Origin of the sequence: Mangrovimonas cancribranchiae (assembly GCF_037126245.1) — a bacterium.
GTDB classification, from domain to species: Bacteria; Bacteroidota; Bacteroidia; order Flavobacteriales; family Flavobacteriaceae; genus Mangrovimonas; species Mangrovimonas cancribranchiae.
On record NZ_CP136925.1, the window covers coordinates 2045366 to 2057898 of the forward strand.

At 34.9% G+C, this 12533-nt stretch carries 17 protein-coding genes; 2 read left to right on the plus strand and 15 right to left on the minus strand.

Features of this window, described 5'->3' with window-relative positions; all coding sequences use genetic code 11:
- The first annotated feature begins 68 nt into the window (after positions 1-68).
- Entirely contained in the window at positions 69-632 is a 564-nt protein-coding gene (locus tag R3L15_RS09355; RefSeq protein ID WP_338731316.1) for a hypothetical protein, read from the plus strand.
- The gene (locus R3L15_RS09360) at positions 629-1069 is read left to right on the plus strand and encodes a hypothetical protein (protein ID WP_338731317.1); all 441 of its coding nucleotides are present in this window, start codon (positions 629-631) and stop codon (positions 1067-1069) included. The genes R3L15_RS09355 and R3L15_RS09360 overlap by 4 nt, the downstream gene beginning before the upstream one ends.
- A 33-nt stretch (positions 1070-1102) precedes the next feature.
- Here the strand turns inward: R3L15_RS09360 and R3L15_RS09365 are convergent, their stop codons facing one another.
- The 15 genes from R3L15_RS09365 to R3L15_RS09435 form a co-directional block, all read right to left on the minus strand.
- Positions 1103-2005 (minus strand): DMT family transporter, encoded by a 903-nt coding sequence (locus tag R3L15_RS09365; protein WP_338731318.1) that lies wholly within the window; start codon positions 2003-2005, stop codon positions 1103-1105.
- Positions 2006-2371: a DUF2255 family protein gene (locus R3L15_RS09370; RefSeq protein WP_338731319.1), complete on the minus strand. Its 366-nt coding sequence runs from the start codon at positions 2369-2371 to the stop codon at positions 2006-2008.
- A gap of 6 nt (positions 2372-2377) precedes the next feature.
- Positions 2378-3151, minus strand: coding sequence for an SDR family oxidoreductase (locus tag R3L15_RS09375; protein ID WP_338731320.1), 774 nt, complete (start codon positions 3149-3151; stop codon positions 2378-2380).
- 12 nt (positions 3152-3163) lie between these two features.
- Complete coding sequence (locus R3L15_RS09380) at positions 3164-3391, minus strand: tautomerase family protein (RefSeq protein ID WP_338731321.1); 228 nt, start codon at positions 3389-3391, stop codon at positions 3164-3166.
- A gap of 19 nt (positions 3392-3410) precedes the next feature.
- The gene (locus R3L15_RS09385) at positions 3411-4127 is read right to left on the minus strand and encodes an SDR family NAD(P)-dependent oxidoreductase (protein WP_338731322.1); all 717 of its coding nucleotides are present in this window, start codon (positions 4125-4127) and stop codon (positions 3411-3413) included.
- Positions 4128-4186: 59 nt separating this feature from the next.
- Entirely contained in the window at positions 4187-4552 is a 366-nt protein-coding gene (locus tag R3L15_RS09390; RefSeq protein ID WP_338731323.1) for a cupin domain-containing protein, read from the minus strand.
- A 68-nt stretch (positions 4553-4620) separates the two neighbouring features.
- On the minus strand, positions 4621-5478 hold the full coding sequence (locus R3L15_RS09395; protein ID WP_338731324.1) for an aldo/keto reductase: 858 nt from the start codon (positions 5476-5478) through the stop codon (positions 4621-4623).
- A 21-nt stretch (positions 5479-5499) separates the two neighbouring features.
- Positions 5500-6630 carry an NAD(P)-dependent alcohol dehydrogenase gene (locus R3L15_RS09400; RefSeq protein WP_338731325.1) on the minus strand — a complete coding sequence of 377 codons (1131 nt, stop codon included), beginning with the start codon at positions 6628-6630 and terminating at the stop codon, positions 5500-5502.
- A gap of 17 nt (positions 6631-6647) precedes the next feature.
- Positions 6648-7895, minus strand: coding sequence for an NAD(P)-dependent alcohol dehydrogenase (locus R3L15_RS09405; protein ID WP_338731326.1), 1248 nt, complete (start codon positions 7893-7895; stop codon positions 6648-6650).
- Positions 7873-8406 carry a cupin domain-containing protein gene (locus R3L15_RS09410; RefSeq protein WP_338731327.1) on the minus strand — a complete coding sequence of 178 codons (534 nt, stop codon included), beginning with the start codon at positions 8404-8406 and terminating at the stop codon, positions 7873-7875. Before R3L15_RS09410 ends, R3L15_RS09405 begins: the two co-directional genes overlap by 23 nt.
- 268 nt (positions 8407-8674) lie before the next feature.
- The gene (locus R3L15_RS09415; RefSeq protein WP_338731328.1) at positions 8675-9331 is read right to left on the minus strand and encodes an SDR family oxidoreductase; all 657 of its coding nucleotides are present in this window, start codon (positions 9329-9331) and stop codon (positions 8675-8677) included.
- A 30-nt stretch (positions 9332-9361) separates the two neighbouring features.
- A complete protein-coding gene (locus R3L15_RS09420) occupies positions 9362-9832 on the minus strand; it encodes a cyclophilin-like fold protein (protein ID WP_338731329.1) in 471 nt (156 codons plus the stop codon).
- A 51-nt stretch (positions 9833-9883) separates the two neighbouring features.
- Positions 9884-10843: an alpha/beta hydrolase gene (locus tag R3L15_RS09425; protein WP_338734131.1), complete on the minus strand. Its 960-nt coding sequence runs from the start codon at positions 10841-10843 to the stop codon at positions 9884-9886.
- Between the two features lie 103 nt (positions 10844-10946).
- Complete coding sequence (locus R3L15_RS09430; protein WP_338731331.1) at positions 10947-11555, minus strand: sugar O-acetyltransferase; 609 nt, start codon at positions 11553-11555, stop codon at positions 10947-10949.
- A gap of 51 nt (positions 11556-11606) precedes the next feature.
- The gene (locus R3L15_RS09435) at positions 11607-12479 is read right to left on the minus strand and encodes a helix-turn-helix domain-containing protein (RefSeq protein WP_338731332.1); all 873 of its coding nucleotides are present in this window, start codon (positions 12477-12479) and stop codon (positions 11607-11609) included.
- Positions 12480-12533 lie beyond the last annotated feature (54 nt).

Sequence of the window (12533 nt, forward strand, 5' to 3'; positions counted from 1 at the left end):
ATGTAGACAATCATGTTGCATAAACACTACAAAACTTATAATATTACGTCTAAAATTAACTGCACTGTATGAAAAAACATAAAGCCATTAGGTTTTTTGTAATTATCCTGTTTTTAGTTTTACAAACCGTGTTTTTAACCATGATTGTAAAAGAAAAATACGACACAGGTGCTATAGATATAGCTTTGATAACTCTTGCCATCACATGTATTATGTGGTTTGCCTACAAAGAGTTAGACCTACATCATGAAAAACATGCCTACGACAAACTTTTAGTGGTTGTTTGGGTTCCTATTGGTGCGTTAGCCTGTTATGCCCTAAATATTTATGCGGGTTTAGGAAGTGTTATCTCGGCGAGTACAGTAGGCACAATAGCATCGTTCGTGCCAATAATAAACAAATCGTCTAGTTACCTAAAAAAGCTCCCCGCTGTTATTTACTGTGGCACTTTTATAGGCATGTCTAGTACTGAAATAGCACCATCTATAGGATTTGTGTTATCTGCTGGAATTTTTGCAGGCGTGCTTTTATTACTTTCAAAAAATCTATTCTTAGGTATTGGAGGCAAATTAGGAACCATTGCTTTTGCAGGCGTTGTTATTGCATCATTAATATATTGGATTTTAAAATGAATACCCTAATTATTATCATAACCGGAATTTTAGGCGCTACACTTACTTTTTATGTAAACGAGCATTTAAAACAGGGAGCCGTTAGAGCATCTGCACTACTCTCTTTAACTGTGGGATTATTCTTTTTCTGGTTTCCAGACATTCTCAACAATTACTTAACTCAAAATATCCCACCTGCGTTTATTGGTGCTTCTTTTATTGGCATGGTATCTTCCAAAGCTATAACACATTATAGCTGGTTAATTATTGCTGGTATATTGTTTAGTATTATTTACCTAAATGCAAGTCATTTTTTTAACGGATATGGTGGCGCACTTGGCACATCGGCTGCTATTGCTTTATTAGCCACTTTAGGCATTCCAGTCACACTTTCAAAAAGAAAAAAGATAACCAATGGTATTTTAATTTTTAGAAAGTGGATTTTTAAAAAGAAGTAAGCTTTTATCGAAAAACTAAACTAGTTATTTAATTTAAACCTTTACCGACCTCTTTTTATAAGTTACCATATACACCCCAATAACAACTAAAATAACAGCCAGAGGCTTATCCCAAGTAAAGTAGTCCTGCCCTACCACAACAGCAACTATAGATGCAATAATTGGTTGTAAATTCATAAAGATACTTACTGTACTTGCTTCTAATCGTTTTAGTGCATATGGCATTAAGAAAAAGGCTAAAGTTGTAGAAAATAATAATGCAAATGCCAGAAAAGAATAAGCCATAAGATTTGATTCACCTGAAAAAATAACCTGATGGTCTAATTCAGAAAAACTAAAAGGAAATGCTGCCAGAGCAGATACCAAAAACATCCATTTTGCAATAGTAACAGGTTGGTATTTCATGGATACTTTTCTTGTCATAACCAAATAACCAGCATAACAAAACACACATAAAACCGAGAATAATATACCTAAAAATGCATTACCCGATTCGCTACCATCCGAATCACCTAAAACGATAATTAGAATAGCGCCAGTAATACTAATTAGAATTCCAATTATTTTTTTTACTGATACTACTTCTTTCAAAAAAATAGTAGATAGTGCTAGTACGACCACTGGTGTAAGCGCCATCAACAAAGAAAAAGTAACAGGTGATGTATATTGCAATGCCTGGGAAAACAAAAATTGTGTTCCGATGAAGCCCATTAATCCGCCAACAAAAATTATAGGAAAGTCTTTTTTATTAACTTTTTCCTTTGACAGAAATAAACCTATAAACCAAAAAATGAGGACACCAAAAAACATCCGAGTTACTGTGTAACCCATGGGTGTCATCCAAGTGTCCATCAATGCTTTAGTTACAGGAATATTTAATCCAAAAATTGTATTAGCCGTTAAAATCGCTAATAATCCCTGTTGTTTTTCTTTCATTTAATAAACTTTCACTGTTGCAGCTTTTGCCCTATCACTTATCATAGATTGCAAATATGGGCTACCATTATATTTTGTTCTGTAAGCTTCGTCTATTTTATCGTTTATTTCTCCTGAAATAGGTTGAAACTGCACTTTAAACTCGGTACCATCAGATTTAATCTTACCTGCTTTTTGAGATAAAGCCGACTTATACCATCTCGAATTTACTCCATTGTAAGCTCTAACGTAAAGGTTACCTTCTACCTCAACCACCCAAATCCATGTTAGGGTTCCAAAAGTTTCACCATCTTCTCTATAAGGTGCAATATGAAAATCATTCCTTTCGGAAATCATTTCTATTGCTTTTTCATTTAATGTTTCCATAATTATTTACTCGTAACTTCCTACATTTAATGGGTGACCACTAGAAGCATTTACCGCTCCATCAACTGGAAGATTAACACCAGAAATAAACGAAGCTTCATCACTTGCTAAAAAGTAAATTGCTTTAGCTATATCTTCTGGCTCTGCAATTCTGTTTAATGGTATACGATCTAAAACCTTTTTTACTGTGTGCTCGTTTTTCAACATTTCTTTGGTTAATAAGGTATTTACAAATGTTGGACAGACTGCATTTACTCGAATTCCAAATTTACCGTAGTTAACCGCCAAAGACCTTGTTAAATTGGTTACACCACCTTTTACAGCGTTATAAATTGGATGCCCATCTTCACCTCCTAAACCAGATAAAGAAGACACATTTACTATACAACCTTTAGTGTCTTTTAAATGTGGTATAATCTCTCTACTTGTAAAGTAAACCGAATTTAAATCTACACCTAATAATTTATTCCACTCATCAGTTGTGCCTTCGGTAAATTCACTTTCACCATAAACACCTGCGTTATTTACTAACACATCTATTTTACCAAATCGTTCTATAGTTTTCGAAACCAAATTCTTTACAGCGTCTTCATCTGAAACATCTGCTGCTAATAGTAGATACTGATCTTTATCATAGCTTTCTGCTACTGGTTCTACATTGCTTACTTTTAAATCGCTTAGTACAACTTTAAATCCGTTGTCTAAAAATTTTTTTGATGTTGCAGCTCCAATGCCTGCTCCGGCACCAGTAACTACAACTACTTTATCTTTATTTTCCATAGTTTTTTTATTTTAATATTTATATCCAGGTTTTTTATATAGTTTTTTTTCTTCAGCTATAATTTGGTTTGGATACACATCACCTTTCCATTCTTCTTTAGTGTAGTCTTGTATGGCTACCGAAAAAGCATCGTCACCATAATCCAAAACCTTTTTTGCTACTTTAATGATTTCATCTGTTAGCTCTTGTTTTTGAGCTTCTGTTTTTCCTTCTAACAGATTTATTTTTATATGTGGCATGTTTTTTTGTGTTAAAATTTTATTCTTTAATAAATGCTTCACAGGCTTCAATCAGTCTTTCTTGAAAAGCTATATTATCTACAATTGAATTTGTATTTTGCTGTTTTTTATGATAGAAGTATTTTCCTGAAACCAAGGCTTCTCTATCCTGACTGGTCGCCAACCACACTTGTGTTTCATACCCTTTTTGCAAATCGTCTGGCGCACCACTTCCACCCATTTTTGTAGGTACCCATCCTGGATCTACAGCATTTATGTACATATCAGGATATTGTCGAGCGAAAGCACTCATCAATGTAGTGATGTACAATTTTGAATCAGAGTAATTTACATTCTGGATGTTTAAATTACCTTTGAAAGTATTTCCGCTACGATGCATGCTAGAGCTTAAGTAAACGAGACGTTCGGGTTTTTCTACCAGTGTAGTCAGCAAATAAGGAGCTATAACATTAACCGTAAACATTATTTCGGATGGCACTGAAATTACTCCTGCATTGTGAATGATAGCATCATATGGTCCAAACTCATTCAGTTCTCGAGCCAACCGCCTGATTTGATTTATATCAGAGAGGTCAGCTACAAGAACCTTTACTTCTTTTTCAAGTTTCTGTTTTACATCCTTAGCACGTTTTTCATTTCGTGCATGGAAATACACTTCATGTCCCTCTTTAAGTAATTGTTTAGCTGCCAAGAAGCCTATACCATCTGTTGATCCTGTTATAAAAATTTTTGACATATTTTTCAGTATTTAACAGAATTCATTTTTCAACAGAGCTTCATGGACTTTAAACACGCTTATTTAGAGTACTGCTCATCTGACACCTTTTCCATCCAAGTTACCACTTCACCATTTACTTCTTCCTGAATTGCAATGTGGCTCATAGCTTTGGTTGCAGAGGCTCCGTGCCAGTGTTTTTCATTAGGTTCGAAGTAAACGATATCTCCTGGTCTAATTTCTTCGATGGGTCCACCTTCTTTTTGTATCCAACCCAATCCTGATTGTACAATTAAGGTTTGTCCGGCAGGGTGTGTATGCCAAGCTGTTCTTGCTCCGGGAGCAAAGGTTACTAGAGCTGCTGCCCCTTTGGTTACATTTTCGATATTTTGGTATAATGGGTCAACGATTACATCGCCAGTGAACCATGCGTCTGGGCCTTTCATTGATGGAATCTCTCCATTTTTAAAAACTTTCATTATGTATGTTTTTATAATTATTTTATCATTTAAATTTATTTAGCGAATACAGGGAAGTAACTTGCTTCTCCATAATCTTTGATTTCCTCCATATTATTAAGTACTTCCATATCCTCAGCTGAGATTTCAAAATCTACTTGTGCATTGGATTTCATATGTGAAGGAGTCTGAGTTTTCGGCAATGGAAGCAATCCTAATTGCAAATCGTAACGAATCGCCAATTGAGGAATAGACACTCCATATTTCTTGGCCATTTCTGCTACTTGTTCGTTCTTGAACAACTCGCCATGTCCTATGGGAGAAAAGGCCTCGATAAGAATGTCTTTAGATTTAGCATAATCGATCATATCTGTTGGCACATTTGTGATGTGCGCCAAAATTTGATTGACTTGTGGCTTTACTTTTGCATTTTCTAAAATGTTATCTAAATCTTCTTTTTTGAAGTTTGAAACTCCGATAGCTTTTAGTTTTCCTGCTTCGTAGGCTTCTTCTAAAGCTTTCCAAGCTTCTAGATTTCCTTCAAAATATCTGTCTTCGTTTTGAAATTCTTGCCAAGGTTTTGGGCTATGAATAATCATCATATCTATATAGTCTAAACCCATGGTTTTTAAAGATTCGTCAATCGATTTTACAGCTTCGTCATAAGATTTTACTTCTGCCGCTAATTTTGTTGTTACAAACAAATCTTCTCTTGCTACATCACTTTCTTTAATTGCCTTACCAACACCTTCTTCGTTTTGGTAAGCTTGTGCTGTATCGATATGTGTATAACCTACATTGATTGCCGTTTTTACAGCATCGACAACAGCATCGTTGTCAATCATCCAAGTTCCGTAACCTATTTTAGGAATTTCTACTCCGTTATTTAATTTATATGTTTCTTTTGTAATCATTTCTTTTTCTTTTTTATTGAATTATTTTTCAATTGTTCTCATATCGATGACATAGCGAAACTTTACTTCGCCTGCATCTATTTTTTCATAAGCCTTATCTACTTCTTCTGGCTTAGCTTCAATAATTTCTACTTCTGGATAAATATTATTTGCCACAGAATAATCTAGCATTTCCTGTGTTTCAGGAATACCTCCTATTAACGAACCGTATACATATCTATGTGCTGATTGTAATACAAATGGAGAAATTGAAATGTTTGAATTAGGAGGTAAACCAACAAATGCCAATTCACCACCTCCCATTTTTAACATTTTAACGTACATCATAGGGTCATAATCTGCTGGTATCGTACTGATAATAAAGTCAAACGTATCTGAAAGGTTTGAGAAATCTTTGGTTGTAGCTACATTTACATAGCGTTCTGCGCCTAAACGTTTGGCATCTGTCTCTTTTTCATCTGTGATATCAAAAACAGTTACTTTTGCCCCTAGGTCTACAAGATATTGCACAGCCATATGGCCTAAACCACCAAAACCTGCGACACCAACAACATCATCCTTTTTTACATCGCTAAACTTTATTGGAGACCAAGTTGTAATACCAGCACACATTAAAGGTGCTACACGCTTAATATCGGCTTTTTTTGGAACGTTTATACCAAACCTTTCTGAAACCGTAATGATATTGGAATATCCTCCTTGGGTAATTTGACCATCATGAAAACGATCTGGAGATCCATAAGTAAAAACGGTTCGCTCTTTACAGTACTGTTCTTTTCCTGCTTCGCAATACTCACAATGCCCACAAGAATTAACCATACAGCCTACACCAGCATAATCACCTTTTTTAAACTTGGTAACTTTATCTCCTACTTTGGTTACACGTCCAACAATTTCATGTCCTGGAACCACGTGTTGATGCGCTCCTCTTACCATAAAATCACTATGACATATACCTGCGTAAAGGATTTCTATTTCTATGTCGTTTTCTCCAACTGCATGACGATTAAAATCAATTCTTTCAAAATTAGATCCTGCTTTTATAGCTAATCCAACTGCTGGAATTGGTTCACTTTTTTCTTGTGCATTTAATTGAAGTGAAACAATTAATGCCACTACAACGTGAATCCAGATATACTTTTTACTTTTCATTTTCTCTTTACTATTTTTTAAAATGTTGAAGCATCGATAACATATCTGTATCTTGCTTCTTTGTTAACTACTTTATCCCAAGCGTCGTTAATCTGGTTTGCATCTATAATTTCTATACTTGGCTTAACACCATTATCTGCACAATAGTGAACTACTTCTTGAGTTTCTGGAATACCACCAATTAATGATGCGTTAAAATTAACTCTTGCAAACGCTAACATTAAGTTGTTAATCGTGATTTCTGAACCTTCTGGCATACCAACAAACGTAAACGTTCCGCCAGGTTTTAAACACATGACGTATGGCGTAACATTGAATTGATACGGAATGGTGCAAATCATATAATCTAAGGTTTTAGAGTAAGCCTGCATGTTTTTAAATGCTTCATCTACCACAATCACTTCTTTTACTCCCCAAGATTTAATATCTTCTACTTTATCTGCCGATGTGGTAAATGCATAAACTTCCGCACCTTTAGATACTGCTAATTTCACAGCCATATGCCCTAAACCACCAATACCTGCAACACCAACTTTTTCACCAACTTTCAATTGTGCATCCATTAATGGGGAATAGGTTGTAATACCCGCACACAACAATGGCGCTGCCTCTTGAAAGCTAATGTGTTCTGGAATATGAACTGCAAAATGATCTCTAACCACTATTTTGTCTGAATACCCGCCTTGCGAAATTCCTGTCGGTTCTGCTTCGGTTTTGTTTCCGTAAGTGAACAATGTTTGACCTCTTTCACAAAAATGTTCTTCACCGTGTGTACAGCTATCACATTCCATACAGCTATCAACCATACAACCAACACCTGCTCTATCGCCTACTTTAAATTTTGTTACATTTTTTCCTACAGCAGCAACAACACCAACAATTTCGTGTCCTGGCACTTGCGGATATTGTTGTTTTCCCCAATGCCCTTTTTCTTGATGTATATCGGAATGGCAGATACTTGCGAATTTGATATCGATTAAAATATCATCATCTCCAACTGGTCTTCGTTCAAATTCCCATGGACTTAGTTTCCCTGATTCGTCTTTGGCTGCGTAGCCTTTAGTTTTTATATTTTTAGTCATGTCTATTATCTCTTTTTCTTCTTCATTTTTAGAATTTGCAAACAACGGAACCGATCCCATTAACATCATTCCTGCGCCAACAGTACCTGATTGTTTTATGAAATTTCTTCTAGATTGCCCTTTGCCGTCTTGGTTGTCTTGAGTTTTCATATCTAAAAGTTTATAGGTTATTGTATTGCTCATTAGTTACTGGCTCCATCCAATTGACTATACCTTTCTCAATATTTGGCACAATGTACATTTGCTGAAGACCTTTATCCTTACTTGCTCCATGCCAATGTCTAGTATCTGGCGGACATGTTACGGCATCACCCTTTTTAATGATTTGAATTGGCTCTCCTTCTATTTGGTGATACCCAACTCCGTCTGTAATGACTAAAATTTGACCTGCTGGATGCGTATGCCAATTACTTCTTGCTCCTGGTTCGAAATACACATTACCCACAATGGTGGTTAACGTTGTATCCATCACTATTCCATAATTGTATGCGTTGCCTGTAAAAAATTTATCAGATCCTTTTTGACCTTTTGGAAAGATGAAATTCAAATCAGAAACATCCTGATTTTTAGTTGCTGGCTTCGCTTCTGTTTGATTTGTCAATTCTTCTTGCTTTTCAGATGCTTGTTTACAACTTTGAAAAAAAACTAGGGACCATACGGTCAATACTAAAAAGGAAAATTTGATATGCTTCATATTTTTAATTGTTTTGTTATTGAATTTGTGATTATATTTCCTTTAATCGATTTAACATTTTATTAAGATTAAAGAACCCTTGAATTAATTTAGAACACCTACTTAATTTCTTAAGTTTATTAAAAGTGAATTTTTATCAGAAAAAGAAAACCAACAAAACCACTTAATATCAGTTATTTAACCAACATAAATTGGCACTACTAATTTACATATTAAATTCCTAAGTCATATAAAAAATTCAAACCGATAGTTATGAAATTCAAACCTCTCATGATAATTGCTTAATTGCGTCGTTAATACAAGAAGGACCTTCACTCATCTCTATGACTTTACCGAATGTAGAGCTGTTATCTAATATTTGCAAGACCGTTTCAGCTACAGCAGCTCTAGGAATGAGTTTTTTGAGCAAATATGGATCTGATACCATTTTAACCTTACCAACCTCTTCATTATCCGTCAACCTTACTGGACGTAGAATCGTGTAGTCCAATCTGCTTCTTTTTAATTCTGCATCTGCCAAATGCTTAGCAATGTAGTATGGCTTCATTCCTGGCTGTGTCCAATAGGAAGGTTCATCGGAAAATGCAGCACCTACCATGATAAACCGTTTTATATTACTTTGTGCAGTAGCATGAATTGCTTTAATGGCTCCATACAAATCAATTTCGATAGTTTTATCGTAACCTGTAGCACCACCTGAACCTGCAGAGAACACAACTGCATCAAACCCTTTAATAGACTCTGCAATAGCATCTTGGGTATTTTCTAGACTTTCAATAATAACGGGTACGTTTATTGAATCGAAAAATATTTTTTGCTCAACTTTTCTAATAAAAGCAGTAGGCTCAAAATGTTCTGATTGGCTCATTTTTTCGGCAATCCGTCTCCCTACTTTTCCATTTGCTCCTATTATTATTACTTTCATGTTTTTCTTTTTTAAATGTTATTTGAATTATCACTTTAACAATTCAAAAGTCACTTTTTGATTTCCCATATTTTTCAGCTTTTTAATACCATCACCTTCTATTTTACCCAAACTAATCAACCCAGTAGAATAGCTAAAATCTTTATAAAAAATCGCCACATCTCCCCAAGGTGCATAATATGTGATGTCTCCTGTTTTTGGCTCATACCCTGAAGGCGCGCCTTCTTTTGTAAGTTTTTCTTCTGGATAAAAAATCTTTTCGTTACTGGCGTAATCTTCTAATTCTGTTGTTATGGGCAACATAGAAATAAAATCTCTTGATGTTGGATTGTCGTATATAGTAGCTGTAAGCTCTACATTAGAAAAAGTGATTTTTAGCTTCATATCTTTTATAGTTTTTTGTTGCACAACATCTTCTTTAAATTCAGCTTTTAATGCTAAAAAGCTTAAAAACAAGCCTAAAACTGAAAGTTGAACTAAAGATTTTATGGCAAGTCCCATTTTATATTTTATTAAAAAAATATGGCTCTAAATATTTAGAGCCATATTGTATTATTTTAAGTTTTCCGTAAAAAATGTTTCCAACTTATCAAAAGGAATTACATCCAACTGATCGTACAAATCTGTATGAACTTTACCAGGAATAATCATTAGTTCCTTTGGCTCTTGAGCTGCTTTGTAGGCGTCTTCACTAAAATATTTTGAATGCGCATTTTCACCAGCTATTAAAAGTATTGGTCTTGGGGAAATCTCTTCAATATACGTTAAAATTGGCATATTCATTAGAGAAAACGCATTTGTTTTTGTCCAAGAACTATTAGAATTAATAGAACGTGGATGGAAACCTCTATCTGTTTTGTAATAATCAAAATAACCTTTTACAAATTCTGGTTCGTTACCCGAAAGTGAATCTGGCAAGCCTTGTCCCGATAATTCTGAAGTTCCTTTTTCTGCATCTACCCATCTTTGCTGACTCATTTGCTCTAACATTTCTGAGCGTTGCTCTGGCGTTGTAGAATCGAAATATCCTTTAGCGGTTACTCTAGACATATCGTACATACTTGTAGTTGCTACGGCTTTTACGCGCTTATCAACTGCTGTAGCATTTAAAGCGAAGCCGCCAAAACCACAAATACCAATTATTCCTATTTTTTCTCTATCAACATTGTCTTGTAAGCCTAAGAAATCTATCGCTGCGCTAAAGTCTTCTGTATTGATTTCTGGCGAAGCTACGTGACGAGGTTCGCCGCCGCTTTCACCTGTATAAGATGGATCAAAAGCTAATACTACAAATCCACGCTCTGCCATTTGATTAGCATACAAACCTGAAGCTTGCTCTTTTACAGCACCGTAAGGTCCGCTAATTGTTAATGCTGGTAATTTTCCTTCTTTACTTTTTGGACTGTATAAATCACCAGCCAAAGTAATTCCATATCTGTTTTTAAATGATACTTTTTCGCGAGTTACATGTTCACTCAATTCAAAAGTATACTGATCTTTTTCTGTACTCATTTCTTTTTGATTTTCATTTAAATTTTGACCAGACACTTTCGTTAATGAAAGCGTCATGGTCATTGCTATTAATACTAAACTTCTCTTTTTCATTTTATTTCTCTTAAATGTTTTTTATAATTTTTGCAGGAACACCTCCCACAACCGTATTGTCAGGCACATCTTTAGATACTACAGCTCCGGCTGCTACAATAGCATTTTTACCTATAGTAACACCTGGTAATATTGTTGATCCTGCACCTATCCATGCTCCTTTTTTGATATGAATTGGTTTTCCTATCAAAGCTTTTCTAGATTCTGGCTCTATCGGATGTGTTTCGGATAAAAGATTAACTCTTGGACCTACCATGACATCATCATCAATAGTAACTCCACCTAAATCTAAAATTTGACAATTTTGGTTTATAAATATGTTCTTACCAAGTTTTAGATTTTTCCCATAGTTGACACTAAAAGGTGTATATATAGTTGTAGTAGAATCAACTTCGCTTTGGATAAGTTTGCCTAAATGCTGTCTAATATCTTCAATAGTTTTAGATGCATTTAAATCTACCAAAATTGCTATAGCACGCTCTGACTGTTCGGGTAATTTATAATATTCTGGATCACTAAAAGGTACGACTTCACCAGATAGTATTCTTTCAAAAATGTTATTGCTGTTTTTTGCACTCATATCTTCAACTTCAAATCTATGGTACAAAGATACTTTCACTACCCTGTTACCAGATAACGAAAATCAAATCAAAAATTATAAAATTCAAACTTATTGTATTCGGACCATTTTTGGGGTTAGCCCCGTTTGCTTTTTAAAGAAGTTGTTGAAATAGGTAGGATACTCAAATCCAAGCGCATAACCCACTTCGCTCACATTCCAGTTGGTATATTGCAACAACGCTTTAGCTTCGTTAACTATTCGTTCTGTAATATGTGTAGACGTAGACTTTCCTGTAACCGATTTTACAGCACGATTTAAATAGTTAACATGAACCGATAATTGATCGGCATATTGTTGTGCTGTGGTAAGCATTAATGGCGAATCTGCTGTCTCAATAGGGAATTGACGTTCAAGAAGCTCTAAAAACACCGATGTTAAACGTGACGCAGCATTGGCATGTTTTTCGGCTTTCTCTGATGGCTGCATTTTCATGGCTTCATGTAGAATTAACTGAATGTAATTCCTAATTAAATCATCTTTAAAGGAATAATCCGTTTGTTGCTCTTGCATCATTTTCTCGAAGATACTATTCAGAAACAAACGCTGTTCTTCTGTTATTTTTAAAACTGGTGTTCCACCTAATTTAAACAAAGGCGATTGCAACAAACTATCGGTACGCTCAGACAATTGCAAAAACTCTTCAGAAAACAAACAGGTGTAACCCACATAACTTGTAGAAAGCGTTTCCCAAGAGTATGGCACATGTGGATTCCCAAAAAAGAGAATTGTTCCTTCCTGCTCGTAACTCCTATCTGCATAATGAATTATACTCTTACCTGTAGTTAGACAAATTTTATAAAAATCTTTGCGGCTGTAAATTTTAGTAGCACTACTATCTTCTTCTATTCTAAAGACATTAAAGCCTTTAAGCTTTAACTCACTATTAAAAGGCGATACCGAACGTTGTGTTTTTGTTCCCATAAAGCAAAGTTAAGAAATTCAAACCTAAAACCCAGCATTCCGTTAACGATCTTT

Coding starts and splice junctions, on each gene's coding strand:
- R3L15_RS09355 (WP_338731316.1), top strand. CDS start 69: ATGAAAAAACATAAAGCCATTAGGTTTTTTGTAATTATCCTGTTTTTA.
- R3L15_RS09360 (WP_338731317.1), top strand. CDS start 629: ATGAATACCCTAATTATTATCATAACCGGAATTTTAGGCGCTACACTT.
- R3L15_RS09365 (WP_338731318.1), bottom strand. CDS start 2,005: ATGAAAGAAAAACAACAGGGATTATTAGCGATTTTAACGGCTAATACA.
- R3L15_RS09370 (WP_338731319.1), bottom strand. CDS start 2,371: ATGGAAACATTAAATGAAAAAGCAATAGAAATGATTTCCGAAAGGAAT.
- R3L15_RS09375 (WP_338731320.1), bottom strand. CDS start 3,151: ATGGAAAATAAAGATAAAGTAGTTGTAGTTACTGGTGCCGGAGCAGGC.
- R3L15_RS09380 (WP_338731321.1), bottom strand. CDS start 3,391: ATGCCACATATAAAAATAAATCTGTTAGAAGGAAAAACAGAAGCTCAA.
- R3L15_RS09385 (WP_338731322.1), bottom strand. CDS start 4,127: ATGTCAAAAATTTTTATAACAGGATCAACAGATGGTATAGGCTTCTTG.
- R3L15_RS09390 (WP_338731323.1), bottom strand. CDS start 4,552: ATGAAAGGCCCAGACGCATGGTTCACTGGCGATGTAATCGTTGACCCA.
- R3L15_RS09395 (WP_338731324.1), bottom strand. CDS start 5,478: ATGATTACAAAAGAAACATATAAATTAAATAACGGAGTAGAAATTCCT.
- R3L15_RS09400 (WP_338731325.1), bottom strand. CDS start 6,630: ATGAAAAGTAAAAAGTATATCTGGATTCACGTTGTAGTGGCATTAATT.
- R3L15_RS09405 (WP_338731326.1), bottom strand. CDS start 7,895: ATGAGCAATACAATAACCTATAAACTTTTAGATATGAAAACTCAAGAC.
- R3L15_RS09410 (WP_338731327.1), bottom strand. CDS start 8,406: ATGAAGCATATCAAATTTTCCTTTTTAGTATTGACCGTATGGTCCCTA.
- R3L15_RS09415 (WP_338731328.1), bottom strand. CDS start 9,331: ATGAAAGTAATAATAATAGGAGCAAATGGAAAAGTAGGGAGACGGATT.
- R3L15_RS09420 (WP_338731329.1), bottom strand. CDS start 9,832: ATGGGACTTGCCATAAAATCTTTAGTTCAACTTTCAGTTTTAGGCTTG.
- R3L15_RS09425 (WP_338734131.1), bottom strand. CDS start 10,843: ATGAGTACAGAAAAAGATCAGTATACTTTTGAATTGAGTGAACATGTA.
- R3L15_RS09435 (WP_338731332.1), bottom strand. CDS start 12,479: ATGGGAACAAAAACACAACGTTCGGTATCGCCTTTTAATAGTGAGTTA.